Raw genomic sequence first — 23,551 nt, 5'->3', positions numbered from 1 at the left:
CGCGGCCTCGCAGACCGTCGTCTCGTACGACGCTCGCCGGCATCTGCCGGTGTCACGCTCAGGAGGAGCATGCCGACCACGGCAGCCACCGCCCCCAAGACCGCCGCTCGGCGTCGTCGGGGATCATCGTCGCGCCGAGACGACGAGGCACCCCTCATCCCGATCCTCGCCCGGAAGGTGCGCGAGGTCGAGGCCAAGGCCCAGCGGGGCAAGCTCGGGCCGACCAACCGCGTCAAGTTCCAGGTGATCGCCTTCCTCGTGCGCGAGGAGCGCGCCCGCGTGAAGGCGGCGTCCGACATCGCCGACGGTGCGCGCGCCGAGCTGCTCAAGCGCCTCGACGGCGTGGCGACGATCCTCGCGAAGACCGCCGCTCGCGACACTTCGCTCATCCAGCTGCTCGAGGTCGATCAGGCGGCCTCGCCGGTCGCGCGCCGCATGCGTCGTGACTGGCTCCTCGAGTCCGGGGCGGAGCTGCCCGAGGACGAGCTCATCATCACCGACGCGAAGCCCGTGCAGGCTCCCGTCGTCCCCGAGGCGATCGCGGACCGTCAGGTGGTGCCGCCGCAGGTCGAGGCCCGCAAGGAGGCCAACCCCTTCCTCGCCCCCGACGTCGCCCTTCGCGCGCCCGTGTCGACGCCACGCCGCCGGCTCGACGGGTGGGAGCTCATGGGCCCGCTGTACAAGGCTTTCGAGACCGGTGCCGGGGGAGGGGCCGCGTCCATGGACTTGCCGCCCGTCCCCGAGTTCGACCGCATCTCGCCCAAGGGGCTCGACGTCATGCCGCACCAGTCGCGGTTCCTCGAGGCCGTCCGCACGGGGCACCGCAGCTTCCTGCTGGCCGACGAGCCGGGTCTCGGCAAGACGGCGCAGTCGGTGCTCGCGGCATCCGTCGCCGACGCCTACCCGCTGCTGGTCGTCGTCCCCAACGTCGTGAAGATGAACTGGGCGCGCGAGGTGGAGCGGTGGACCCCGCAACGTCGCGCGACCGTCATCCAGGGTGACGGCGAGACGATGGATGCCTTCGCGGACGTCTTCATCGTCAACTACGAGATCCTCGATCGCCACCTGTCCTGGCTCAGCTCGATCGGGCTGAAGGGCATGGTCGTCGACGAGGCCCACTTCATCAAGAACCTGACCTCGCAGCGCTCGCGCAACGTGCTCGCGCTCGCCTCGCGTATCCGCGAGCAGGTGCGCGATCCGCTGCTGCTCGCCCTGACGGGTACCCCGCTCATAAACGACGTCGAAGACTTCGACGCGATCTGGCGCTTCCTCGGCTGGACCAACGGCGAGAAGCCCGGTCCCGAGCTGATGGCGCGCCTCGACGAGACCGGCCTCACCCCCGCGGACAAGGCGTTCTACCCCGAGGCCCGCTCCGCCGTCATCTCGATGGGCATCGTGCGGCGCAAGAAGAAGGACGTCGCCGCCGATCTCCCCGACAAGCTCGTCGCCGACCTCCCCGTCGAGCTCGACGACGAGTACGGCCGGTCCATCCGCGCCGCCGAGCGGGAGCTCGGGGAGCGTCTGGCGGCGAAGTACCGCCGGATCATCGAAGCCCGCGGCGACCGCGTCGTCCGCGGCGAGGCCGACGAGGACATCGTGCGTCTCGTCGCGCACGGCGAGCTCGAAGAGGCCAAGGCTGCCGGCAGCGGCTCCGAGAACGTCTTCACGATGGTCCGCCGCATCGGTCAGGCGAAGGCGCAGCTCGCCGCCGACTACGCCGCGCAGCTGCAGCGCTCGGTCGGCAAGGTGGTCTTCTTCGCCAAGCACATCGACGTGATGGATGCCGCCGAGGCGCACTTCGCGTCGGCGGGGCTCCGCACCGTCTCGATCCGCGGCGACCAGACGACGCCCGTCCGCCAGCAGGCGATCGACGCGTTCAACGGCGACCCCGACGTCGCCATCGCGGTGTGCTCGCTCACGGCGGCGGGTGTCGGCCTCAACCTGCAGGCCGCCTCGAACGTCGTGCTCGCCGAGCTCAGCTGGACGGCCGCCGAGCAGACGCAGGCGATCGACCGCGTGCACCGCATCGGTCAGGGCGAACCGGTCACGGCGTGGCGCATCATCGCGGCGCACACGATCGACACGAAGATCGCCGAGCTCATCGACAGCAAGCAGGGTCTCGCGCAGCGCGCCCTCGACGGCGACGCGGTCGACCCGACCTCGAGCGACTCCGTCCAGCTGTCGGCGCTCATGCACCTGCTGCGGCAGGCGCTCGGCGCCGCCTGAGCCCGCTCGGCTGGCAGACGACGCCGTCGCGGCGATAGTGTCATCGAGGCAGCGTCGCCCCCAGCACCAACCCGAGATCACCTAAGGACCCCTCATGAAGATCGGTATCCTCACGAGCGGCGGCGACTGTCCAGGACTGAACGCCGTCATCCGGGGCATCGTGCTGAAGGGCACGACGACGTACGACATCGAGTTCGTGGGCATCCGCGACGGGTGGCGCGGCGTGGTCGACGGTGACTTCTTCCCGCTCACGCGCCACGAGGTGAAGGGTCTGTCGAAGGTCGGCGGCACGATCCTCGGCACGAGCCGGACGAACCCCTACGAGGGCCCGCGCGGCGGCGCCGAGAACATCTCGAAGACGATGTACGGCCACCGTCTCGACGGCATCGTCGCGATCGGCGGCGAGGGCACCCTGGCGGCGGCCGACCGGCTGCACAAGGACGGCATCAACGTCCTGGGTGTGCCGAAGACCATCGACAACGACCTCCACGCCACCGACTACTCGTTCGGCTTCGACACGGCGGTGAACATCGCGACCGAGGCGATGGACCGCCTGCGGACGACCGGTGACTCGCACCAGCGCTGCATGGTCGCCGAGGTGATGGGTCGTCACGTGGGCTGGATCGCCCTGCATTCCGGGATCGCGGCCGGCGCGCACGTCATCTGCATCCCGGAGCACCCGATGTCGATCGACGAGATCGCCGAGCAGGTCCAGAAGGCCCACGACCGCGGTCGTGCGCCGCTCGTGGTCGTCTCGGAGGGCTTCACCCTCACCGGCATGGACGAGGCGTACAGCGACAAGGGGCTCGACGCCTTCAACCGCCCCCGCCTCGGCGGCATCAGCGAGATCCTCGCCCCCGAGATCGAGCGGATCACGGGCATCGAGACCCGCGCGACCGTCCTCGGCCACATCCAGCGCGGCGGTTCGCCGTCGGGCTTCGACCGTGTCCTCGCGACACGTCTGGGCCTGCACGCCGCGGACGCCGTCGTCGACGGCGCGTGGGGCCAGATGGTCGCCATGCAGGGCACCGAGATCGTGCGGGTGCCCTTCGCGGAGGCGCTCGGATCGCTCCACACCGTGCCGGCGCACCGCTACGAAGAAGCCGCCGCGCTGTTCGGTTGAGTCGGCTCGCGTGACGGGCCCGTCCGCGCGGACCTCGCTGGCGCCCGCCCTGGTGGGTGCGGTGTCGGTCGGCGTCCTCACCGCCGTCCAGGCGCGCATCAACGGTCAGCTCGGCGTGCGTCTCGAGCACGCCATGGTGGCCGCCGTCATCTCGTTCGGCAGCGGTCTGCTGCTGATCGCGCTCGTCTCGGTGCTGACCCCGGGTGGGCGTCGCGGTGCGGTCCTGCTGAGCCGCGGCATCCGCGAGCGCAGCATTCCGTGGTGGATGCTGGTGGGCGGCGCCGCGGGAGCGTTGACGGTCGGTACGCAGGCCGTCGCCGTCGGGATCGTGGGGGTGTCGCTGTTCACGGTCGGCATCGTCGCAGGGCAGACGCTGGGCGGGCTGATCCTCGACCGGGTGGGGTACGGGCCCGGCGGGGCCGTCGCCGTCACGGTGCCGCGACTGGTCGGCGGCGCGCTTGCCCTGGCCGCCGTGGGCGTGGTGCTGGTCTCGGGGGACGGGCTGGCGGGCGTGCCCGTCTGGATGGTCGTGCTCCCCGTGGTCGTCGGAGCGGGACTCGCCTGGCAGCAGGCGACCAACGGCCGGCTGCGGGTGCGCGTCGGGACCCCGGTGACGGCGACGTTCGTGAACTTCACGCTGGGGACGGCGATCCTGGCGGTGCTGGCGGTCGTCGTGACGATCGTCGACGGACCGCCGGCGGCGCTGCCGTCGGAGCCGTGGCTCTACCTCGGCGGCGCGCTCGGCGTGGCGTACATCACGCTGACGGCCGCGCTGGTGGCCCGCACGGGGGTGCTCCTGTTCGGGTTGGCCGCGGTGTCGGGGCAGCTCCTCGCGTCACTGGCTCTCGATGTGCTCTGGCCTGCGCCGGCCGGACCGGGGGTCGTCATCGAAGCCGTCACGGTCGTCATCGGACTGGCGTCGGTGTTCGTCGCCGCGTTCTGGCCCGTCCGGCGCTGACGCGGTCAGCCGGTCGGGGCGGGCGACGGTTCGGCGGGAGCGGGGCTGTCGGCCGGGTCGGGCTCGGTGACGGCGTCATCAGTGGGTGCGGGGCTCGGCTCGACGGGGGCCGTGCCGCCGCCCTCGACGGTGCCCTCGTCGTCGGTGGCGCCCTCGGCCGGGGCCGTCTCCTCCGCCGGCTCCGTGGCGCCCTCGTCCGGTGTCGCCTCCTCGTCGGGCGCCTCGGTGGTCACCTCGGGCGTCGGCGTCGTTCCCTGCTCGTCCGTTGTGTCCGTGTCGCTCACGGTGTCGACCTCGTCGGGGGCCTCGTCCTCGGTGAGCGGGGCGGTCGGACTGACGTCCGGGGTGGGGTCGGTGACGGGAGCGGGGTCGGGGGGAGCTACCTCGTCGCCGCCGGCGGTGAGGGCCAGAATGCCGCCGGTCCCGGCGACGAGCGCCGCCGCGGCGGCCGCGGTGATCCAGACCGTCGCTCGGCGCCGTGACCGTCGGCGGGGCCGGCGTTCGGCCGGCTGGCCCTCGGCAGGGGCTGCCGGGGCGGGCGCCGCGTCGATGGTGCGGGTCGCCTCGGCTGCAGGCGAAGCGCTGGAGGCGGCCGCCAGCACCTGGTGGGGGCCGTCGCGGGCGTGGATGGAGGGGGAGCGGCGTCGGTCGCGGCGGCCCCGGCGGGCAGGAGAGCCTCGGTCGCCGCATCCGGAGCATGGTCGACAGAGCCCGCCGCCATCGCTGCGCCGGCGCTGCCGGCGGCCACCGCGCCGGCCGCGGGAAGCGATTCGGTGCGGGCGTCGGACGTGGTCGCGGCGAGCGCGCGTGCGCGCATCGCGACGTCGAGGGCCGTGGGCCGCTCGGCCGGGTCGATGCGCGTCATGTCGCGCAGCAGGTCCCGCCATTCCGGGTCGAGCTCCGCAGGGATCTCCGGTGGGGCCTCGAGTCGGGCGAGGGCGGTGGCGACGCCGGCCGCGTCGGGGAAGGCCCGTTTCCCTGTCAGGGATTCGATCAGGACCAGGCCGAGGGCGTAGACGTCGGCGGGCGGTGCCGGATCGACGCCCTGTACCTGCTCGGGAGCAAGGTAGGCGGCGGTGCCGATCACCTCGCCGGGGTTCGTCACCCGTGCGGTGTCGACGAGATATGCGATGCCGAAATCGGCGAGCTTGGCGCGGAACTCGTGATCGGGGAGGGGAGACGGTGCGAGCAGGACGTTGGATGGCTTGACGTCGCGGTGCACCACGCCGGCGCCGTGTGCGACGTGGAGGGCTTCGCCGAGCTCGGCGGCCATCGTCGCCGCCGCGGACGGGGTCAATGGAGACCGGGCGATGCGCGTCGTGAGGGTGGGTCCCTCGACGAGCTCCATCACGAGGTACGGCGGGTCCGCGTCGAGTTGCGCGTCGTAGAGCGTCACCAGCGACGGGTGGTTGAGCGCCGCCAGCACGCTGACCTCGCCGCGCGCACGGCTGTCGGCGGCGACTCCGTCGGCCCCCGAGCGCACGACCTTGATCGCGACCTCTCGGCCGAGGACGACGTCCTCGCCGCGGTGGACGTCAGCCATGCCGCCGCGGCCGAGCGTCTCACCGAGACGGTAACGGCCGCCCAGCAGGTCGTCTGCGTGGTCGGTGGTCTCGGGCATGTGCATCCTCCGACCGCGGCGTCCCTCACCGCGTCCGAAGCCACGGTAGACGCACGGCGCCGCGCCGACACCGGGGTTGACGGTGTCGGCGCGGCCTGCAAGCGGGGCGGTGCCCCGGAGGTCAGTCGTTCTTCGGGGTGAACGACAGCGACAGCGAGTTCATGCAGTAACGGTCGCCCGTGGGGGTGCCGAAACCGTCGGGGAACACGTGCCCCAGGTGCGAGCCGCAGTTCGCGCAGCGCACTTCGGTGCGCACCATGCCGTGGCTGCGGTCCTCGATGAGCTCGACGGCCTCCGGGCGGACCGACTCGTAGAAGCTCGGCCAGCCGCAGTGCGAGTCGAACTTGGTGCCGCTCTGGAACAGCTCTGCGCCGCACGCGGCACAGGTGTACAGGCCGGCGCGGTCCTCATCGAGGAGTTCGCCCGTCCACGCGCGCTCCGTCCCGGCCTGCCGCAGGACGGCGTACTGCTCGGGAGTCAGCTCCTCCCGCCACTGCTCGTCGGTCTTCTCCACGCGATAGCTCATGTGTTCTTCCTTCCCTCGACATATTCAACCGGACGAACCGCCCCGATGTTCCGGGATGTCGGAGGATCTCGGTCGTACCGTGGGGGAGTGCCCCTCTCCGATCGCGACCGCGCCGTCCTCGATTTCGAGGCGCGCTGGCACGGGCACTCCGGGGCGAAGGAGGAGGCGCTGCGCGCCGAGCTCTCGCTGACCCCTGCGCGCTACTACCAGCTGCTGGGGCGGATCCTCGAATCAGCGGATGCCGTCGCCTACGATCCGGTCCTCGTGCACCGTCTGCGGCGGCTGCAGACTGCGCAGGAGCGGGAGCGGCGCACCCGCTCCAGGGTGCTCCCGGCATCCGCCCGGTAGCATTCTCGGGTGCCGTCTCCGACCTCCCCGCCCGAGCCAGAGCAGCCCACCGCCGCGGACCCGTCCGAGACCGCGGCGCGCTCCGCAGTGAAGGATCGCTTCGACGACCTCCCGGCCCGTCCGGCTCGCATCGGGGCGCACCGCGCCGAAACCCCGCGGCTGCGCGTCGGCGTCATCGTGCTGTGGTCCGTGGTGGCCACCGTCGCCATCGTCGCGGCGGGGGTGCTCAGCACCCTGTTCGCGACCGGTCGACTGGACTTCAACTCCCGTTCGGCGCCCGGTTCGTCGTCGCAGGTGGTCGCTCCGCAGGTGGACACGTCGTACGAGGTGCTCGTGCTGAACGCGACCCCCGACGTCGCGCTGAGTGATGCCGTCCGCCAGGACGTGATCGCCGCCGGGTGGGCGGAGGCGGACGTCCAGGAGAGCAACGCCAGCTCCGACGACTTCCCGACCACGACCGTCTATTACGGCACGACCGCCGACGAGGCTGCGGCCCGCGGTCTGGCCGACGCGATCGGCGGCGCCGAGGTCTCCCTCGACGACACGTATCAGGTCGTCGCGCCGCCCGAGACGGCGAGCGCCGGCGGTGACCCTCGATCCCAGCTCGTGGTGATCGTCGGGCTCGATTTCGGCTCGGAGTGAGCCGTCCGCGGCGGCGCGGCCGTCGCGTGTTTCGCCGCCGTAAACACTTGGGTTCGGGAGTGTCAACAAAGCCGGGAACCGCCGGATCCGGTAGGGGGCCGTGGCTAGCATTTCGGGTGTCCTACAGCTTCAGGAGATGCGCATGACCCAGGGAACCGTCAAGTGGTTCAACGCCGAGAAGGGCTTCGGCTTCATCACGCTCGGCGACGGACAGGATGTCTTCGTCCACTACTCGAACATCGAGATGTCGGGGTTCCGCGTGCTCGAAGAGGGTCAGGCCGTCGAGTTCACCGTCGGAACCGGGCAGAAGGGCCCGCAGGCCGAATCCGTCCGCGTCGTCGCCTGACGCCGGTCGGTCAGCCCGCGTAGCGGGCGAGGAACGGCCCGCTCAGCTCGGGCGGGTTGAGTTCCGTGGCGGAGCGGTTCTCGATGGACTCGGACGCATTGCCGTCGAGCGTGGCGACGGCGTCATCGAATGCGGCGAGAGTCGCCTCGCGCAACACTGCACGGATGGCAGGGCGGCTCATCCGGGGACCTCTGCGACCGTGATCATCCATTCCTTCCGTGCGGTGAGGCGGCCGTCGCCGCGGTGCTCGCCGCGGCGTGTGCCACGGTAGCGCGAGCCGGTGTCGCGCGGCTTGCACTCCCTAGGGTCGAGTGCCAGAATGATTTAGCACTCACTCATCCTGAGTGCCAGAACTATCCCGCTCCCAGTCCCTGGGGGCACGGTACTGAACCTCACGTCCGGGAGGGACGACACACTTATGGCAAAGATCATCGCTTTCGACGAGGAGGCCCGCCGCGGCCTCGAGCGCGGCCTCAACACCCTGGCCGACGCCGTCAAGGTGACCCTCGGCCCCCGTGGCCGCAACGTCGTGCTCGAGAAGAAGTGGGGCGCCCCCACGATCACGAACGACGGCGTGTCGATCGCCAAGGAGATCGAGCTCGACGACCCGTACGAGAAGATCGGCGCGGAGCTCGTCAAGGAGGTCGCGAAGAAGACCGACGACGTCGCCGGTGACGGTACGACGACCGCCACGGTCCTCGCTCAGGCGCTCGTGCGCGAGGGTCTGCGCAACGTCGCAGCCGGTGCCGACCCGATCTCCCTCAAGAAGGGCATCGAGAAGGCCGTCAAGGCTCTCTCCGACGAGCTGCTCGCCGGCGCGAAGGAGATCGAGACGAAGGACCAGATCGCGGCGACGGCATCCATCTCGGCTGCCGACCCCGAGATCGGTGCCCTGATCGCCGAGGCCATCGACAAGGTGGGCAAGGAAGGTGTCGTCACCGTCGAGGAGTCCAACACCTTCGGCACCGAGCTCGAGCTCACCGAGGGTATGCGCTTCGACAAGGGCTACATCAACCCCTACTTCGTCACCGACGCCGAGCGTCAGGAAGCGGTCTTCGAGGACCCCTACATCCTGATCGCGAACCAGAAGATCTCGAACATCAAGGACCTTCTGCCCGTCGTCGACAAGGTGATCCAGGACGGCAAGGAGCTCCTGATCATCGCCGAGGACGTCGAGGGTGAGGCTCTCGCCACCCTCGTGCTCAACAAGATCCGCGGCATCTTCAAGTCGGCTGCCGTCAAGGCCCCCGGCTTCGGCGACCGTCGCAAGGCCCAGCTGCAGGACATCGCGATCCTCACGGGTGGCCAGGTCATCACCGAGGAGGTCGGTCTCAAGCTCGAGAACGCCACCCTCGACCTGCTCGGCCGTGCGCGCAAGGTCATCATCACCAAGGACGAGACCACGATCGTCGAGGGTGCCGGTGACGCGTCGCAGATCGAGGGTCGCGTGACCCAGATCCGTCGCGAGATCGAGAACACCGACAGCGACTACGACCGCGAGAAGCTGCAGGAGCGCCTCGCCAAGCTCGCCGGCGGCGTCGCCGTCATCAAGGCGGGTGCGGCCACCGAGGTCGAGCTCAAGGAGCGCAAGCACCGCATCGAGGACGCCGTCCGCAACGCGAAGGCGGCCGTCGAGGAGGGCATCGTCCCCGGTGGTGGCGTCGCGCTGATCCAGGCCGGCGAGAAGGCGTTCGCGAGCCTCGAGCTCGAGGGCGACGAGGCGACCGGCGCGAACATCGTCAAGGTGGCCATCCAGGCTCCCCTGAAGCAGATCGCGCTGAACGCCGGCCTCGAGCCCGGTGTCGTGTCGAACAAGGTCGCCGAGCTCCCCGCGGGTCAGGGCCTCAACGCCGCCACGGGCGAGTACGTCGACATGTTCGCCGCGGGCATCATCGACCCGGCCAAGGTCACGCGCTCCGCGCTGCAGAACGCCGCGTCGATCGCAGGTCTGTTCCTGACCACGGAGGCCGTCGTCGCCGACAAGCCCGAGAAGGTCGCGGCGCCGGCAGGCGACCCGACCGGTGGCATGGACTTCTGATCCACCGCTGAACGGCTCACGAAGGGCCCCTCCTCCGGGAGGGGCCCTTCGTTGTCCGGCTACGGCCCAGGCTTCCGCAGAGTCTCGTGCAGAAGTCAAGGGAGCATCCTTCTCGGTCGAAGCGGACGAGTCTGGGTCCAGGCGCCGAGCACGCAGCAGTGGTGGTCGTCATCGCGCAGCGTCGCACGGGCCGTCACGTCGATTCGAGGAGGTTCCCATGACAGACCACGATGACTCCGCCGCCCACGCCGACGACGCGCCCCCGCGGAACGGTTCGGACAGCGACGGGACCGAGAAGCCCGGAGGTCTCGGCAAGGACGGCACCATCCCCGCCGATCCGGACGGCGTCGCCGCCGGGCACAGCGACACCGCGTCCCACTTCAACGCGGAGGAAGACGAGGACGCGTCCTGACGGGCGGGAGACGTCTCGTCGGCACGAAGGGCCCCTCCTCCGGGAGGGGCCCTTCGTCGTCCGCCGACGGTCAGCGGAACATGCTGGCCGCGGCCATCTCGGTCTGCGCGTACTGCTGACCGACCGCGCCGAGCGCCGTGCTGATGTCGGCGAGCGCGGCATCCAGTTCGCGTTGCGCTGCGCGCCAGCGCTCGACGACGGACTGGAAGGCGACCGACGCGCTGCCTGTCCACGACCCCTGCAGCTGGGTCAGGTGCCCGAGCATCGCGGTGGTCTCGGACTGGACACGGTCGCCCGTGGCACGGATCGTGCTGGTGGCGGCGAGGACGGCGTCACTGTCGACGGTGAAGGTGGACATCGCGGTTCCTTTCGATCGGATGCCGCCACGCTAGGAGCCGGGCAGGAGCGATCCGCGAGCAGGCCGCGGCCCTGGGGACGCCAGCGGAAGGCGCGTGCCTGGGGAGGAGGCGTCAGACATCCTCTCGCGGGGCGCGCGGCAGCGGCTGGGTCGCGAGATCGAGTGCGGCGCCGGCCGTCGCCCGGTCGACCGCGAGCGGCAGCCACACCGTGAACGTCGCGCCGCCGCCGGGGGTGTCGGTCACCTCTATCGTGCCCTGCAGGGTCGCCACGATCGACGCGACGATCGACAGTCCGAGCCCCGACCCGCCGGTCTCGCGGGTGCGCGAGGAGTCCGCGCGCCAGAAGCGCTGGAAGATCTTGGCGCGGATCTGCTCCGGGATGCCCTCACCGTGATCGGCGACCGCGATCCAGCCGCGCGCGGTCTCGAGGTCCGCGCCGACGGAGAGCTCGATCGGCGAGCCTTCGGGGGTGTAGCGGCGCGCGTTGCCGAGGAGGTTCGCCACGACCTGCCGGATGCGGTTCTCGTCGCCGAGCACGATCGGCGCCGGGGTGGCGGGGACGACGGGCACGACGATCGGCGAGGTCTCCAGTGCGGGGGGCGGGGTATCCGCTCGGCCCCGTCGGCGCAGCAGTCGTCCGGCGCCGGCGATCGGTCCGCCGCGGCGCTTGGGCGATGCCGGGTCGGGCTCGGTGAGCATGGCGAGGGGGATCGCCGAGCTCGGCGCCTGCCCGGTGAAGGTGACCTCGCGATCGGGCGCCGCCGCGCGGGCGTCGAGCGCGGCGTCGCGGGCGATGGGCCGGAGGTCGACCGGGACCACCGCGATGTCGCGCTGCTCGTCGAGACGCGCGAGGGCGAGGAGGTCCTCGACAAGGGCCCCCATCCGGATCGCCTCCTTCTCGATGCGTTCCATGGCCTGCGCCGTCTGCTCCGGGTCCTGGATGGCGCCCATCCGATAGAGCTCGGCGTACCCGCGGACGGTCACGAGCGGGGTCCGCAGTTCGTGGCTCGCATCGCCGATGAAGCGCCGCATCCGCTCGACCGTGGAGTCCCGCTCGCCGAGAGCCTCGTCGATGCGGTCGAGCATGACGTTGATCGCGGTCTTCAGGCGCCCGACCTCGGTGCCCGGAGCGATGTCGCTCATGCGCTGACTGAAGTCGCCCTTCGCGATCGTCATGGCGGTCGATTCGACCTGCCCGAGACCACGGAAGGCGAGGGTGACGAGACCGCGGGTGAGGACCGCACTGCAGAGGATCGTGAACAGGGCGAGCGCCGTGTAGATGCCGATGTAGTTGGCGACGGTGCGGTTGACGTCGTTCAGGGGCAGCGCCACCAGCTGCGTGTAGTAGTCCCGGGAGCCGGGGATCGGCAGGGTGTCGACGCTGGCGCGGTAGCGGACGGTGCCGTCAGCCGAGGCGAGGTCGAAAGGCGCCGTTCCGTTCAGGACGGTCTGATCGAGGGAGAACGTCGAGGGGAACTGCGGCGGGGAGAGCGAGGAGTCGCCGCCCGCGACGGCGAGGAGCCGCCCGTCGCCCTTGCCGCTGTAGACGGCGACGGAGAAGTCGGTCGGCGCAGCCGCGATCGGGGTGAAGGTCGCCTCGCCGTCGTCGAGGTCGACGTTCATGAGGTTGCTCGCGATGTCGGTCGTGACCGTCTGGGTGAGCGACTGGTCGACCGCGTTCAACTGCGCGTTGCGCAGGAAGATCATGGTGCCGACGCCGGCGCCGATCATCCCGAAAGCGAGGACGCTGACGGTGACGCCGGTGACCTTCGCGCGCAGGCTGAGACCGCGCCACCACCGGGTGACGCGGTCCTGCTTCTCGGTCGGGCCCAGGGGCGCCTCCGTTCAGGCGGTGCGGTCGGCCTTCAGCATGTATCCGAAGCCGCGCTTGGTCTGGATGAGCGGCTCGGAGGAGTGCGGGTCGATCTTGCGGCGCAGGTAGGAGATGTAGCTCTCGACGATGCCGGCGTCGCCGTTGAAGTCGTACTCCCACACGTGGTCGAGGATCTGCGCCTTGCTCAGCACCCGGTTCGGGTTGAGCATCAGGTAACGCAGCAGCTTGAACTCGGTGGGGGACAGGTCGATCGAGACGTCGCCGACCTGGACGTCGTGCGTGTCCTGATCCATCGTGATCTCGCCGGCCTTGATGATCGAGTCCTCGTCGGCCTGCATCGTGCGGCGCAGGATCGCCTGGATGCGGGCGACGATCTCGTCGAGGCTGAAGGGCTTGGTGACGTAGTCGTCGCCGCCGGAGTTGAGGCCCTCGATCTTGTCCTCGGTCGCGTCCTTCGCGGTGAGGAAGAGGATGGGGGCGGTGTAGCCCGCGCCGCGGAGGCGCTTGGTGACGCTGAACCCGTTCATGTCGGGCAGCATGACGTCGAGGATGATGAGGTCGGGTTCTTCCTCGAGGACGGCCGAGATGGTCTGGGCGCCGTTCGCGACGGCGCGGACCTGGTATCCGGCGAACCGAAGACTCGTGACCAGCAGGTCCCGAATGTTCGGCTCGTCGTCGACGACGAGGATTCGCGCAGCGGTCATGAGCCCATACTGGCACCGGAATCCATCGGTTTGCTGGACATTCCGGCGCTGGGTCGCCTCAGGGTACGATCCCCGCCCGGCGTGGGACAGGATGGAACGGTGACTGTTCCGCAGCCCCGACCTCCCCAGCCCCTTCCCGCCGACGCGACCGGTTCCGGTCTCGCATTCCACCGGCTCGTCTTCGCGCGCCAGCGCCGCGGCTGGTGGGTGCCGATCGTCACCGGCATCCTCGGTGTCGTCTTCTTCCTCGTCGGCTCGCTCCTGATCGGGCTGGTCTTCGGGATCCTCGTGTTCGCTGCGGACCCCGGCGCCGGTGCCGAGGTGATGCTGCGACGGCTCACGGTCATGGACGTCACCGATCCGGTGGGGCTCGCGGTCATCCTCCTCTCGCTCGCCATCCTCTGGCCGTCGTACCTCTTCGCCTCGTGGATCGTCGCGGGCAAGCGGATCGGCCACATCTCGTCGGTCGCGGGTCGACTGCGGTGGCGATGGATGCTGGTGTGCACCGGTGCCGCCGTCGTGGTCTACATCGTGGTGTCGGCGCTGACCTTCCTGATCCCCGTCGAGGAGGGCTCGAGCGGTGACCTGGTCGCGCCGCAGGACAACCCGTCGTTCGTCGCGTCGCTCCTGGTCGTGCTGCTGTTCGTCCCGTTCCAGGCGACCGCCGAGGAATACGTCTTCCGCGGCTACCTCATGCAGACGGTCGGGCGCTGGCTGCGGCATCCTGCCTGGGCGATCCTCCTGCCCGTGCCGCTGTTCGTCCTCGGGCACGTGTACGACGTGCTGGGGCAGACGAGCGTGGCCGCGTTCGCCATCGCGGCGGGCTGGCTGACCTGGCGGACCGGGGGACTCGAGGCGGCCATCGCGCTGCACGTGATCAACAACATCGTCGCGTTCGGGTTCTCGGTCTTCGGCCTCAGCGACGCGAACGCGAACGACACGACCGTGCTCGGCCTGGTGTCGTCACTCGTGATGATCGGCATCTACGTCGGGGTCGTGGAGTGGCTGTGGCGCCGCGGCGACGGTCGCCGCACGCTGCGTCTGACACCCGCACCCGAGCCCGTGTACGCCTCACCCGTCTACGGGCAGCCGGTGTACGGCCAGCCGCCGGTGTACGGCCAGCCGCCGGTGTATGGTCAGCCGCCTGTGTACGGCCAGCCGCCGGTGTACGGGCAGCCGCCGGTGTACGGGCAGCCGCCTGTGTACGGCCAGCCGCCGGTGTACGGGCAGCCTCCCGTGTACGGTCAGCCGCCTCTTATCCCCGAGCCGCAGCCGACGCCGCCGGCCGAGCCGTACTCCGGGCCGCCGCTCGAGCCTCACCAGGCCCCGCGATGGGGCGAGTATGCGCCGGCACCCGACTCCTCCCCGAGCTCGGACCTTACGCCGACCGCCTCGGACCGGGGCTCGTCGTCGGACACCAGCGGCCCGTCGGGCGACGGCGGGGCATCCGGATCGTCCTCATCGTCGGACTGACGCCGAACCTCCGCGTCGCTCAGGCGGCGCGGAGGTCGTCGGCGTCGAGGATCGTGTAGCTGTAGCCCTGCTCGGCGAGGAACCGCTGGCGGTTCTGCGCGAAGTCCTGGTCGACGGTGTCGCGGGCGATGAGCGTGTAGAAGCTCGCCTTGTGCCCGTTCGACTTCGGACGCAGGAGGCGCCCGAGGCGCTGCGCCTCCTCCTGACGCGACCCGAACGAACCCGACACCTGGATCGCGACGGAGGCGTCCGGCAGGTCGATCGAGAAGTTCGCGACCTTCGAGACGACGAGCACCGGGATGCGGGCGTGCCGGAACGCGTCGAACAGCTCTTCGCGCTCGTCGACGGGCGTCGAGCCGGTGATCTTGGGTGCGCCGAGTTCCTCGGACAGCACGTCGATCTGGTCGAGGTACTGCCCGATGACGAGGATCTGCTCGCCCTGGTGCTTGGCGACGAGGTCGCGGACGACGTCGATCTTGGCGTGCGCGGTCGCCGCGAGGCGGTACCGCTCGTCGTCGGCGGAGGCCGCGTACTCGAGGCGATCGGATGCCGGCAGGTCGATGCGCACCTCGTAGCAGACCGCGGGCGAGATGAAGCCCTGCGCCTCGATCTCCTTCCACGGGGCGTCGAACCGCTTGGGCCCGATGAGGCTGAATACGTCGCCCTCGCGGCCGTCCTCGCGCACCAGTGTCGCGGTGAGGCCGAGTCGCCGCCGTGCCTGCAGGTCGGCGGTCAGCTTGAACACGGGGGCGGGCAGCAGGTGCACCTCGTCGTACACGATGAGACCCCAGTCGAGCGCGTCGAGGAGCGCGAGGTGGGCGTACTCGCCCTTCCGCTTCGCCGTCAGGATCTGGTACGTCGCGATCGTGACGGGCTTGACCTCCTTGGACTGGCCGGAGTACTCGCCGATCTCCTCGGGTGTGAGTGAGGTGCGCTTGAGCAGCTCGTCGCGCCACTGCCGGGCGCTGACGGTGTTCGTCACGAGGATGAGGGTCGTCGTCTTCGTGTCGGCCATCGCCGCGGCGCCCACGAGCGTCTTGCCCGCGCCGCAGGGGAGCACGACGACTCCCGAGCCGCCCTCGCTGAAGATGTCGACGGCTTTGCGCTGGTAGGGGCGCAGGGTCCAGCCGTCCTCGTGCAGCTCAATCTCGTGCGGGGTGCCCGGGGTGAAGCCGGCGTGGTCCTCGGCCGGCCAGCCGATCTTCAGCAGTTCCTGCTTGATCTGGCCGCGCGCCCACGCGTCGATGACATAGGTGTCGGGCGTCGGGTGCGCGATGAGGAGCGGCTGGATGCGGCGGTTCCGCGCGATCTCGGCGAGCACGGCCTTGTCGGTCGAGCGCAGGATGAGGGTGCCCTCGTCGTCGCGCTCGATGATCAGGCGCCCGTAGCGGCCGACCGTCTCGCGGATGTCGATGGAGACCGACGGCGGCACGGGGAACTTCGCCCACCGCTCGAGGGTCGCCAGCATGTCCTCGGCGTCGTGGCCTGCGGCGCGGGCGTTCCACAGGCCCAGCCGCGTCACGCGGTAGGTGTGGATGTGCTCGGGGGCGCGTTCGAGCTCGGCGAAGATCGCGAGTTCGTGCCGCGCGTTCTCCGCGTCGGGATGCGCCACTTCGAGCAGCACGGTGCGGTCGCTCTGGACGATGAGGGGGCCGTCAGCCATAACGGACGAGTCTACCGGCCCTGCCGGTCGCCCCGGCCCGACCGGCCACGGTGCGGGACCGGTCAGGCCGGGCGCACGCTCACGATGCTCGACAGCGGGAGGGTGCGTTCGACGTCGGCGGCGCGGTCGCGGCCGCGCAGGCGTCCGCCGCCGAGACCCGCCGCCTCGAGCGTCACGTCGCGCGAGGAGCCGTCCGGCATGCGCACCGTGATCTCGATCGTCGCGCGGGTGCGGACGGCCTGGTCGAGCTCGCGTTCCAGCCAGGCGGCATCCGCGTCGTCCGACAGACTCGCCCGGAGCGTCTCGATGAGGGTGCGGTACCGCTCGGATGCCGGGGGTTCGGGTCCGGCGTCCTCGACCGCCTCGTGCCGACCGAGCGCGCGCGGCGAGCCGTCGGCGTCCACGGCGAGCACGGGATAGCGGGCGTCCGCGAGCATCCAGTAGGTCGTCTCGGGGCTCGTGCGCGTGACGAGGTCGTCGCCGTCGAGCACGAGTCCGAGCGGACGCAGCGCCTGGTCGACGCCTATCGCCTCCAGGAGGTCGGGATCGCCCGAGACCCGCGTGTACCCCTGCTGGTCCGGTCCGACGCGCAGCCGACCGTGACGCGCGGCGGCGCGCTCGATCTCGTAGGCCAGCGGCTGCGGCACGCCCGTGAGCGACAGGTCGGTGAGGAAGGCGGTGAGGGATGCCGCGGTCTCGCCGGCGGCGAAGGCGGCGCCGATCGTCTCGGCCGTGAACCGGTACGTCGCGGCCTGCGCACGCGATTCGCGCCGCGCCGTCGTCCGCAGGCGCTGGTCGAGTCGGGGCTCGAGCGGACCGGGGGCGATCGCCGTCAGGTCGTTCTGGAGGTAGACCTTGTCGACCTCGTGGGGGAGGAGGGAGCGCAGGGTGCCGGCGTCGGCATCCGCACCGGCAGCGAGTCCCGCGGCCCAGGTGGGCGGCGTGCCGTCGGGGGCGGTCATGGCCCACTGCGTGAGCATGGCGGCGAGGTGGCCGACGCGATCGGGCCACGCTGGGTCGAACGGATGGGCACCGGGCCACTCGGCGGCGGGGCGCCATCCGCCGTCGGGCGTGCGGAGCGCGCGGGGGAGTCGGTCGCGCAGGCGGTGGGCGACGTCGAGCCAGCGCTCGAGGGTGCGCGTTCCGAGCCACCGCGTCCCCGCGTCGGAGACCGTCCAAGTCCGCTCCGAGCCCGACAGCAGTCCCGCGTGCGCCGCGATCGCGACGAGGGTGTCGGCGTCCTCCGACGTGTGCGCGGCTCCGATCTCGACGAGGCGGCGGCGGTCGCCGGCGCTGAGCGCCCCCGAACCGATGCGTCCGAGCGGGCTGCGCGAGGCGGCGTGCAGGATGTCGGCGAGCGAGGCCACGGCGTCGAAGGCGCGCTCGGCACTCGCGGCATCCGATTCCGCTCCGCCGTCGAAGACCGTCGGCGCGGTGACGGGCGTCGCCGAGGCGAGCGCCGCTGCGACCGCCTCATAGGGGCGTCCGGCGTCGTCGACGAGCGCGCGGCCCACCAGGCCGTCCCGGACGGCGGGGGAGACGGCCACGCCGTTTCGCGCGGCCGCGCGCACGGCGGCGGCGTCGACGTCGGAGACCTCCGCCAGTGCGCGGGTCAGCTGCGCTGGATCGAGCAGGGCGTCAGCGGCGTCGAAGAAGTCGGTCCAGGAGGTGCGGGGGGAGACGTGGCGGGCGTCGAAGAGGGCGGCGAGGGCGTCCGGATCGAGTGTCGCGAGGCGGGTCGCGAGAGCACGAGCGTCGGATGCGGTCACGTCAACGACCCTTGTTGGCCCGTCCCCGTCGCACGAAGGTCATGATCAGCAGGGTCAGCAGCAGCGCGAAGGCGATCGGCGGCGCGACGTAGACGATCAGCGTCACGACGGGCCAGAACCCGGTCGCGAAGTCGGCCTGCTCGAGGCCGCCCGGGCCGGACGCGATGATGATCGACAAGAAGCAGACGACCGAGAGCACCAGCAGCCCAAGGGACATGAACGCCAGGATGCGGTCGATGCGACGGACGGGAAGATCGCCGGCCGAGGGCGGAGTGCTCATCCGATCAGAGTAGCGGCTCGCCGGGGTGCCGTAGTCTGGTCGTGGGGCTGAGACGGTCCCACTTTTCCATGCCCGCACGCGGGCTCGAGCAGCGAGGTTTCGACACATGCCCACCGGCAAGGTCAGGTTCTACGACGAGGCGAAGGGATTCGGCTTCATCACCGACGACGATGGTCAGGACGTCTTCCTGCACGCGACGGCGCTCCCCGCCGGGACCACCACGATGAAGCCCGGTACGCGCCTGGAGTTCGGCGTCGTCGACGGCCGCCGCGGCCTGCAGGCGCTCGCGGTCCGTGTGCTCGACGCGCCCGTGAGCCTCAGCAAGCGCAACCGTCCGAAGGCCGACGACATGGCCGTGATCGTCGAGGACCTCGTGAAGCTCCTCGACGGCATCGGCGGCGACCTGCGTCATGGCCGCTACCCGAGCACGTCGCACGGCAAGAAGGTCGCGGCGATCCTGCGCAAGGTTGCCGATGACCTCGATGCCTGAGCAGCCCGCCGAGACCGAGCAGCCCGCCGAGGTCGAGCAGGCCGCCGAGGCGGAGCAGCCTGCCGAGGCGGAGCAGCCCGCCGAGGCCGAGCAGCCCGAAGCGGCGGAGCCTGCGGCGGTCGAGGAGCCGGAGTCCGCTCCGGACGAGCCGATCGTCGTCGACGAACGGCTGTTCCACGCGCACGACCTCGCGCGCGCAGCGCTGCGCGAGGTGACTCCGGAGTCGACGATCGGCGAGGCCGCCGGTTACATCGTCGAGGACGGCGGGGTCGTCTCGCTGCGGTTCGCCAACCGCATGGACGGCTATCCCGGGTGGTTCTGGACCGTCAGTGTGGCGGTCGTCGAGGGCGCCGAGCCGACCGTGCTCGAGGTCGAGCTGCTTCCCGGTGACGGCGCGCTGCTCGCTCCCGAGTGGCTGCCGTGGGCCGAACGTCTGGCCGAGTACCAGGCGGCCCAGGCCGCGGCGGGCGGGGACGACGAGTCCGAGGACGACGAGGACGACGACGCCTCCGATGAGGACGAGGACGACGCGGAGGACGCCGAAGACCTCGATGCGGCCGATTTCGACAGCGACGGGTCGCCGATCCTGCACGCCGGGGACGTCGACGGCGTCGACATCGACGAGCTCGACGACACCGCCGCCGATGCCGAGCAGACGGCCGACGACGACGATGAGTCGGACGACGACGACGAGGACGACGAGGACGACGAGTCGGGGGAGTCGCTGCGCGAGTACTGACGCGCGGCATCCACTGTCACACGACGGCGGCCCCGGGGAATCGCTCCTCGGGGCCGCCGTCGTACAGCCGGGTCAGTCGGCGAGGTGCTCGACCGTGTAGTCGATCGCCTGGATGAGCGTCCGCACATCGGACGGCTCGATCGAGACAAAGGTCGCGACGCGCAACTGGTTGCGGCCGAGCTTGCGGTACGGCTCGGTGTCGACGATGCCGTTGGCGCGCAGGCTCTTCGCGATCGCGGCGGCATCCACCGCCTCGTCGAAGTCGATCGTGACGACGACGGGGGAGCGGTCGGCGGGGCTCTGGACGAACGGGGTCGCGAACGAGGCGGCATCCGCCCACTCGTACAGCGCACCCGACGACTCCGCGGTGCGGGCACCCGCCCAGGCGAGCCCGCCGTTGCGGTTGATCCACTGCAGCTGCGTATCGAGCAGCTGCAGCGTCGCGATGGCGGGGGTGTTGAGCGTCTGCTGCAGGCGCGAGTTGTCGAGCGCGTTCTTGAGGCTCAGGAACTCCGGGATGTACCGACCGGATGCCGCGACCCGCTCGATCCGCTCGATGGCGGCCGGCGACACCGCGGCGTACCAGAGGCCGCCGTCGGAGCCGAGGTTCTTCTGCGGCGCGAAGTAGTAGACGTCGGTCTCGGTGACGTCGAAGTCGATGCCGCCGGCGGCGCTCGTCGCGTCGACGACCGTCAGGGCGCCGGCGTCGCCGAGCACGCGGGTGATCGCGGTCGCGACACCGGTCGACGTCTCGTTGTGCGGCAAGGCGTAGACATCCACGCCCTCGACCGCCTCGGGGGCGACGCTCGTGCCGGGCGCCGCCTTGCGGACGTCGGGGGCCTCGAGCCACGGGGCGGCGGCGGCCGCGGCGAACTTGCCGCCGAACTCGCCGAAGACGAGGTTCTGGGCGCGCTTCTCGATGAGGCCGAAGGCGGCGGCATCCCAGAACGCCGTCGAGCCGCCGTTGCCGAGGATGATTTCGTAGCCGTCGGGCAGGCGGAGGAGCTCGGCGAGACCGGAGCGCGTGCGACCGACGAGGTCCTTCACAGGGGCCTGGCGGTGCGACGTCCCGAACAGCGACGCTCCCTGCGTGACGAGCGCTTCGAGCTGCTCGGCACGGACCTTGGACGGGCCGCAGCCGAAGCGTCCGTCGACGGGCAGGAACTCGGGGGGCAGGGTCACAGTCGCCATGCCGAGAAGTCTAGGGCGAGAGCCCCCGGCGCCCCGGCCGCGTGACGCCCCGTGAGCGGATGCCGGATAGGCTGGGAACGCACTGTCTCCCGCGCGAAAAGGCCACTGATGACCGACCTCATCGACACCACCGAGATGTATCTGCGCACCATCCTCGAACTCGAGGAGGAGGGCATCACGCCGCTCCGCGCACGCATCTCGGAGCGCCTCGGGCACTCGGGTCCCACGGTGTCGCAGACGATCGGGCGCATGGAACGCGACGGTCTCGTCGTCGTGTCGGAGGATCGCAAGCTCGAGCTCACCGACCCGGGGCGCCAGAAGGCCGTCGACGTCATGCGCAAGCACCGCCTCGCCGAGCGGCTGCTCTCGGACGTCATCGGTCTCGACTGGGCCTACGTCCACGAAGAGGCGTGCCGCTGGGAGCACGTCATGAGCGAGCTCGTCGAGCGTCGCCTCATCGAGCTGCTCGATCACCCGACCGAGTCCCCGTACGGCAACCCGATCCCGGGACTCGACCAGCTGGGCGACGTCCCGGCGAACGCATTCGACAGCGGTGTCGTGGGTCTGGTCCGCCGACTGACGGATGCCGGTGGCCCGATCACCGGCAGCGTGCGGCGTTTGGCGGAGCCGATCCAGGTCGATCCCGAACTGCTCGCGCAGCTGCGTGACGCGGGTGTCGTCCCCGGACGCACGGGCACCTTCCGCTTCAACGAGGGGTACGTCCTCGTCGAGATGGACGGTGTCGACGAGGCCCTCGAGCTGCCCGTCGAGGTCGCCTCCCACATCTTCCTCGTGGACGTCCGCGAGATCTGAGCCGTCGTCACCGGCCCTCGGTTCGGGGGCGGGAGCGTGACATATTCGTTACCTTCGGGTAGCCTCGGAGAGTCCATCGGCGAGAAGCCCGCCACGGACCGCTCCGCGAGTTGCCTCTCCGGCTCGTCATTCGCGAAGTGCCCCGTACATCTGTGCCCGACACTGAGTGCCGACGAGCCAGCATCCTGCCAGCAGGGATGCGGAGGCGCCGGAGGACAGCTTGGCTGAAGAGTTCCACCCGTCGAACGAGATTTCTGAGGCGTCGACGGCCCCCCGTAGAGGTCGTCTGAGCCGCCGCGTCGCCGCGAAAGCGCCCGCGACCCGTTCGACCGCCACCCGTCCGCACCCCGTCCGCAGTTTCGTGACCGTCGCCGCCGTCGCCGGCATGGTCGCCACCGTGGCCATCCCCGCTTTCGCGGCGACCGACCGCGGCGACGTCGCCGAGGCGCGCACGCTGCAGCAGATCTCCGCCGACGACGCGCAGTCGCTCGTCGTCGCCTCGGAGGGCAGCCCCGAGACGCTCGAGCGCGGCGGCTACTCCGCCACGACGCCCGAGGAGATCGCGGCCGCCAAGGCGAAGAAGGCAGCGGAAGAGGCGGCCAAGGCTGCTCTCGCCGCGCGCCTCGCCGCGGCATCCAGCGCGTCGAGCTCCAGCTCGCGGTCGTCGAGCTTCTCGTCCTCGGTGCCGCTCGTCGCTCCGGGATCGGGCACCGTACGTCGCCCGCTCGCTAACTTCAACAACTTCGGCCGTCCGTACGCCGGTCACAAGGGAACCGACTACATGGACGGTCGCGGCGAGCCGATCTACGCGGTCGCCGACGGCACCGTGGTCGCCTCGTCCGAGTCCGGACCGGGGTGGGGTGTGTACGTGAAGATCGCCCACAACATCGGCGGCACGAGCGTCACCTCGCTCTACGCGCACATGGACTGGGGCACGCGTCGCGTCTCGGTCGGTGAGAAGGTCTCGGCCGGGCAGCTGATCGGTCAGGTCGGCGACACCGGCCGCGCCAACGGCACCCACCTGCACCTCGAGATCCGCGTGAACGGCGGATACACGAACGCCGAGTCCTGGCTGCAGGCCAACGCGGGCTGACGACACACGGCATCCGTTCGTCTGCTGTTCGCCCTCGGGCCTCCCTGGGTGTATTACCCTGACCCCGACGCTCGTTCGAGCCGAGGGGAGCCGCATGGACATCCAACCCCGCATTCGCAACCGGAATGCGCTAGGTCGGCATGTGCTGCGGCATCGTGTGCACGATTGCCACGACGTCGGTCGTGCGATGAAGGCGCTGTCATCATGACAGCGCCTTTTTTCGTGCCCGCACCCCTCTCGACCCGTGCCGCGTCGACGCAACGGAAGGCCGCTGAAGCCGTCACGGCAGTTCGAGAGGACACCCCATGCGCACCCTGGTGCTGAACGCAGGTTACGAACCCCTGGCCGTCGTCTCCTTCAAACGAGCGCTCGTGCTCGTCATGACGGAGAAGGCCACCATCATCGAGCGCGTCGAGGAGGATCCCGTCTGGGGGACCCGCGACGTGTACGACCGCCCCGCCGTCATCGTGCTGACCCGCTACGTGCGGATCCCCGCCGGGCGTCGCGTGCCCGTCACGCGCCGCGGGGTGCTGCGGCGCGACGGCAACCGGTGCGCCTACTGCGGCAAGAGCGCGACGACGATCGACCACGTGCTGCCGCGGTCGCGCGGGGGAGCGGACTCGTGGGAGAACCTCGTCGCCGCGTGCCTGCGGTGCAACAACGTGAAGGGCGACCGGACTCCCCAGGAGATGCACTGGGAGCTGCGGTGGACGCCATCGGCCCCGCGCGGCGCCGGCTGGCGCGTGCGCGGCACCGAGCGCACCGATCCGGCCTGGGAGCCGTACCTGGCGCTCGCCGCGTAGCGCGGGGGCCGGCGCGCGCGGTGCGCGTGGTGGGCGTGCCGTGGTGCGGCATCCGTCGAGACTGCATGACGCGCCCGAAACGGGAGCGTGTTTCGCGCGC

General features: G+C 70.8%; 25 protein-coding genes. 14 read left to right on the top strand and 11 right to left on the bottom strand.

Annotated elements, in window-relative coordinates; all coding sequences use genetic code 11:
- The first annotated feature begins 69 nt into the window (after positions 1-69).
- From Q9S36_RS05145 to Q9S36_RS05135, 3 genes are all read left to right on the top strand, one after another.
- Complete coding sequence (locus Q9S36_RS05145) at positions 70-2,226, top strand: DEAD/DEAH box helicase (RefSeq protein WP_311284201.1); 2,157 nt, start codon at positions 70-72, stop codon at positions 2,224-2,226.
- A gap of 94 nt (positions 2,227-2,320) precedes the next feature.
- The gene (locus Q9S36_RS05140; protein WP_064001520.1) at positions 2,321-3,349 is read left to right on the top strand and encodes an ATP-dependent 6-phosphofructokinase; all 1,029 of its coding nucleotides are present in this window, start codon (positions 2,321-2,323) and stop codon (positions 3,347-3,349) included.
- A gap of 10 nt (positions 3,350-3,359) precedes the next feature.
- A complete protein-coding gene (locus Q9S36_RS05135; RefSeq protein ID WP_311284200.1) occupies positions 3,360-4,307 on the top strand; it encodes a DMT family transporter in 948 nt (315 codons plus the stop codon).
- Between the two features lie 5 nt (positions 4,308-4,312).
- Here Q9S36_RS05135 and Q9S36_RS05130 read toward each other — a convergent pair whose 3' ends face one another.
- The 3 genes from Q9S36_RS05130 to msrB all read right to left on the bottom strand — a co-directional run bounded on the left by Q9S36_RS05130 (position 4,313) and on the right by msrB (position 6,454).
- On the bottom strand, positions 4,313-4,591 hold the full coding sequence (locus tag Q9S36_RS05130) for a hypothetical protein (protein ID WP_311284199.1): 279 nt from the start codon (positions 4,589-4,591) through the stop codon (positions 4,313-4,315).
- Between the two features lie 95 nt (positions 4,592-4,686).
- Positions 4,687-5,928: a serine/threonine-protein kinase gene (locus Q9S36_RS05125; protein ID WP_311284198.1), complete on the bottom strand. Its 1,242-nt coding sequence runs from the start codon at positions 5,926-5,928 to the stop codon at positions 4,687-4,689.
- Positions 5,929-6,049: 121 nt separating this feature from the next.
- Positions 6,050-6,454 carry a peptide-methionine (R)-S-oxide reductase MsrB gene (gene msrB / locus Q9S36_RS05120; RefSeq protein WP_064001523.1) on the bottom strand — a complete coding sequence of 135 codons (405 nt, stop codon included), beginning with the start codon at positions 6,452-6,454 and terminating at the stop codon, positions 6,050-6,052.
- 87 nt (positions 6,455-6,541) lie between these two features.
- On the opposite strand from msrB, the gene Q9S36_RS05115 reads away from it, so the two are divergent.
- From Q9S36_RS05115 to Q9S36_RS05105, 3 genes are all read left to right on the top strand, one after another.
- Positions 6,542-6,802: a DUF3263 domain-containing protein gene (locus Q9S36_RS05115; protein ID WP_064001524.1), complete on the top strand. Its 261-nt coding sequence runs from the start codon at positions 6,542-6,544 to the stop codon at positions 6,800-6,802.
- A gap of 9 nt (positions 6,803-6,811) precedes the next feature.
- Positions 6,812-7,444: a LytR C-terminal domain-containing protein gene (locus tag Q9S36_RS05110; protein ID WP_311284197.1), complete on the top strand. Its 633-nt coding sequence runs from the start codon at positions 6,812-6,814 to the stop codon at positions 7,442-7,444.
- 142 nt (positions 7,445-7,586) lie between these two features.
- Positions 7,587-7,790 (top strand): cold-shock protein, encoded by a 204-nt coding sequence (locus tag Q9S36_RS05105; protein ID WP_064001526.1) that lies wholly within the window; start codon positions 7,587-7,589, stop codon positions 7,788-7,790.
- A gap of 10 nt (positions 7,791-7,800) precedes the next feature.
- Here Q9S36_RS05105 and Q9S36_RS05100 read toward each other — a convergent pair whose 3' ends face one another.
- The gene (locus tag Q9S36_RS05100) at positions 7,801-7,971 is read right to left on the bottom strand and encodes a hypothetical protein (protein WP_311284196.1); all 171 of its coding nucleotides are present in this window, start codon (positions 7,969-7,971) and stop codon (positions 7,801-7,803) included.
- Positions 7,972-8,208: 237 nt separating this feature from the next.
- On the opposite strand from Q9S36_RS05100, the gene groL reads away from it, so the two are divergent.
- Positions 8,209-9,828: a chaperonin GroEL gene (gene groL / locus Q9S36_RS05095; protein WP_311284195.1), complete on the top strand. Its 1,620-nt coding sequence runs from the start codon at positions 8,209-8,211 to the stop codon at positions 9,826-9,828.
- A gap of 217 nt (positions 9,829-10,045) precedes the next feature.
- A complete protein-coding gene (locus Q9S36_RS05090) occupies positions 10,046-10,240 on the top strand; it encodes a hypothetical protein (protein WP_064001529.1) in 195 nt (64 codons plus the stop codon).
- Between the two features lie 70 nt (positions 10,241-10,310).
- Here Q9S36_RS05090 and Q9S36_RS05085 read toward each other — a convergent pair whose 3' ends face one another.
- From Q9S36_RS05085 to Q9S36_RS05075, 3 genes are all read right to left on the bottom strand, one after another.
- Complete coding sequence (locus Q9S36_RS05085) at positions 10,311-10,598, bottom strand: WXG100 family type VII secretion target (protein WP_253035785.1); 288 nt, start codon at positions 10,596-10,598, stop codon at positions 10,311-10,313.
- A gap of 112 nt (positions 10,599-10,710) precedes the next feature.
- Complete coding sequence (locus Q9S36_RS05080) at positions 10,711-12,330, bottom strand: HAMP domain-containing sensor histidine kinase (protein ID WP_311284194.1); 1,620 nt, start codon at positions 12,328-12,330, stop codon at positions 10,711-10,713.
- 114 nt (positions 12,331-12,444) lie between these two features.
- On the bottom strand, positions 12,445-13,137 hold the full coding sequence (locus Q9S36_RS05075; protein ID WP_036311868.1) for a response regulator transcription factor: 693 nt from the start codon (positions 13,135-13,137) through the stop codon (positions 12,445-12,447).
- Between the two features lie 99 nt (positions 13,138-13,236).
- Between Q9S36_RS05075 and Q9S36_RS05070 the strand changes: the two genes are divergently transcribed.
- The gene (locus tag Q9S36_RS05070) at positions 13,237-14,610 is read left to right on the top strand and encodes a type II CAAX prenyl endopeptidase Rce1 family protein (RefSeq protein WP_311284193.1); all 1,374 of its coding nucleotides are present in this window, start codon (positions 13,237-13,239) and stop codon (positions 14,608-14,610) included.
- A 19-nt stretch (positions 14,611-14,629) separates the two neighbouring features.
- On the opposite strand, the gene Q9S36_RS05065 is transcribed toward Q9S36_RS05070, so the two are convergent.
- From Q9S36_RS05065 to Q9S36_RS05055, 3 genes are all read right to left on the bottom strand, one after another.
- A complete protein-coding gene (locus Q9S36_RS05065; RefSeq protein WP_311284191.1) occupies positions 14,630-16,273 on the bottom strand; it encodes a DNA repair helicase XPB in 1,644 nt (547 codons plus the stop codon).
- A gap of 62 nt (positions 16,274-16,335) precedes the next feature.
- Positions 16,336-18,042, bottom strand: a complete 1,707-nt coding sequence (locus Q9S36_RS05060) for a helicase-associated domain-containing protein (RefSeq protein ID WP_311284190.1) — start codon at positions 18,040-18,042, stop codon at positions 16,336-16,338.
- 1 nt (position 18,043) lies between these two features.
- A complete protein-coding gene (locus tag Q9S36_RS05055) occupies positions 18,044-18,322 on the bottom strand; it encodes a multidrug ABC transporter ATPase (RefSeq protein WP_311284189.1) in 279 nt (92 codons plus the stop codon).
- Between the two features lie 106 nt (positions 18,323-18,428).
- On the opposite strand from Q9S36_RS05055, the gene Q9S36_RS05050 reads away from it, so the two are divergent.
- Both Q9S36_RS05050 and Q9S36_RS05045 read left to right on the top strand, forming a co-directional pair.
- Positions 18,429-18,812: a cold-shock protein gene (locus tag Q9S36_RS05050; protein ID WP_311284188.1), complete on the top strand. Its 384-nt coding sequence runs from the start codon at positions 18,429-18,431 to the stop codon at positions 18,810-18,812.
- Complete coding sequence (locus Q9S36_RS05045; RefSeq protein WP_311284187.1) at positions 18,796-19,551, top strand: DUF3027 domain-containing protein; 756 nt, start codon at positions 18,796-18,798, stop codon at positions 19,549-19,551. The genes Q9S36_RS05050 and Q9S36_RS05045 overlap by 17 nt, the downstream gene beginning before the upstream one ends.
- A 72-nt stretch (positions 19,552-19,623) precedes the next feature.
- On the opposite strand, the gene serC is transcribed toward Q9S36_RS05045, so the two are convergent.
- Entirely contained in the window at positions 19,624-20,742 is a 1,119-nt protein-coding gene (gene serC, locus Q9S36_RS05040) for a phosphoserine transaminase (RefSeq protein ID WP_311284186.1), read from the bottom strand.
- A 108-nt stretch (positions 20,743-20,850) separates the two neighbouring features.
- On the opposite strand from serC, the gene Q9S36_RS05035 reads away from it, so the two are divergent.
- The 3 genes from Q9S36_RS05035 to Q9S36_RS05025 all read left to right on the top strand — a co-directional run bounded on the left by Q9S36_RS05035 (position 20,851) and on the right by Q9S36_RS05025 (position 23,451).
- On the top strand, positions 20,851-21,555 hold the full coding sequence (locus Q9S36_RS05035; RefSeq protein WP_311284185.1) for a metal-dependent transcriptional regulator: 705 nt from the start codon (positions 20,851-20,853) through the stop codon (positions 21,553-21,555).
- Between the two features lie 361 nt (positions 21,556-21,916).
- On the top strand, positions 21,917-22,648 hold the full coding sequence (locus tag Q9S36_RS05030) for a M23 family metallopeptidase (RefSeq protein WP_311284184.1): 732 nt from the start codon (positions 21,917-21,919) through the stop codon (positions 22,646-22,648).
- Positions 22,649-22,953: 305 nt separating this feature from the next.
- Positions 22,954-23,451: an HNH endonuclease gene (locus Q9S36_RS05025; protein ID WP_064001540.1), complete on the top strand. Its 498-nt coding sequence runs from the start codon at positions 22,954-22,956 to the stop codon at positions 23,449-23,451.
- Positions 23,452-23,551: the final 100 nt, after the last annotated feature.

It is taken from the genome of Microbacterium sp. ARD31 (assembly GCF_031844425.1).
This window is presented reverse-complemented; position numbering and strand designations above follow the sequence as displayed.

Excerpts from the sequence above, each read along its gene's own strand:
- Q9S36_RS05080 (WP_311284194.1), bottom strand. The coding sequence starts at position 12,330 with ATGATCGGCGCCGGCGTCGGCACCATGATCTTCCTGCGCAACGCGCAG.
- Q9S36_RS05065 (WP_311284191.1), bottom strand. The coding sequence starts at position 16,273 with ATGGCTGACGGCCCCCTCATCGTCCAGAGCGACCGCACCGTGCTGCTC.
- Q9S36_RS05085 (WP_253035785.1), bottom strand. The coding sequence starts at position 10,598 with ATGTCCACCTTCACCGTCGACAGTGACGCCGTCCTCGCCGCCACCAGC.
- Q9S36_RS05055 (WP_311284189.1), bottom strand. The coding sequence starts at position 18,322 with ATGAGCACTCCGCCCTCGGCCGGCGATCTTCCCGTCCGTCGCATCGAC.
- Q9S36_RS05125 (WP_311284198.1), bottom strand. The coding sequence starts at position 5,928 with ATGCCCGAGACCACCGACCACGCAGACGACCTGCTGGGCGGCCGTTAC.
- Q9S36_RS05045 (WP_311284187.1), top strand. The coding sequence starts at position 18,796 with ATGACCTCGATGCCTGAGCAGCCCGCCGAGACCGAGCAGCCCGCCGAG.
- groL (WP_311284195.1), top strand. The coding sequence starts at position 8,209 with ATGGCAAAGATCATCGCTTTCGACGAGGAGGCCCGCCGCGGCCTCGAG.
- Q9S36_RS05075 (WP_036311868.1), bottom strand. The coding sequence starts at position 13,137 with ATGACCGCTGCGCGAATCCTCGTCGTCGACGACGAGCCGAACATTCGG.
- Q9S36_RS05035 (WP_311284185.1), top strand. The coding sequence starts at position 20,851 with ATGACCGACCTCATCGACACCACCGAGATGTATCTGCGCACCATCCTC.
- Q9S36_RS05090 (WP_064001529.1), top strand. The coding sequence starts at position 10,046 with ATGACAGACCACGATGACTCCGCCGCCCACGCCGACGACGCGCCCCCG.
- Q9S36_RS05145 (WP_311284201.1), top strand. The coding sequence starts at position 70 with ATGCCGACCACGGCAGCCACCGCCCCCAAGACCGCCGCTCGGCGTCGT.
- Q9S36_RS05100 (WP_311284196.1), bottom strand. The coding sequence starts at position 7,971 with ATGAGCCGCCCTGCCATCCGTGCAGTGTTGCGCGAGGCGACTCTCGCC.
- msrB (WP_064001523.1), bottom strand. The coding sequence starts at position 6,454 with ATGAGCTATCGCGTGGAGAAGACCGACGAGCAGTGGCGGGAGGAGCTG.
- Q9S36_RS05140 (WP_064001520.1), top strand. The coding sequence starts at position 2,321 with ATGAAGATCGGTATCCTCACGAGCGGCGGCGACTGTCCAGGACTGAAC.
- Q9S36_RS05025 (WP_064001540.1), top strand. The coding sequence starts at position 22,954 with ATGCGCACCCTGGTGCTGAACGCAGGTTACGAACCCCTGGCCGTCGTC.
- Q9S36_RS05050 (WP_311284188.1), top strand. The coding sequence starts at position 18,429 with ATGCCCACCGGCAAGGTCAGGTTCTACGACGAGGCGAAGGGATTCGGC.
- Q9S36_RS05105 (WP_064001526.1), top strand. The coding sequence starts at position 7,587 with ATGACCCAGGGAACCGTCAAGTGGTTCAACGCCGAGAAGGGCTTCGGC.
- serC (WP_311284186.1), bottom strand. The coding sequence starts at position 20,742 with ATGGCGACTGTGACCCTGCCCCCCGAGTTCCTGCCCGTCGACGGACGC.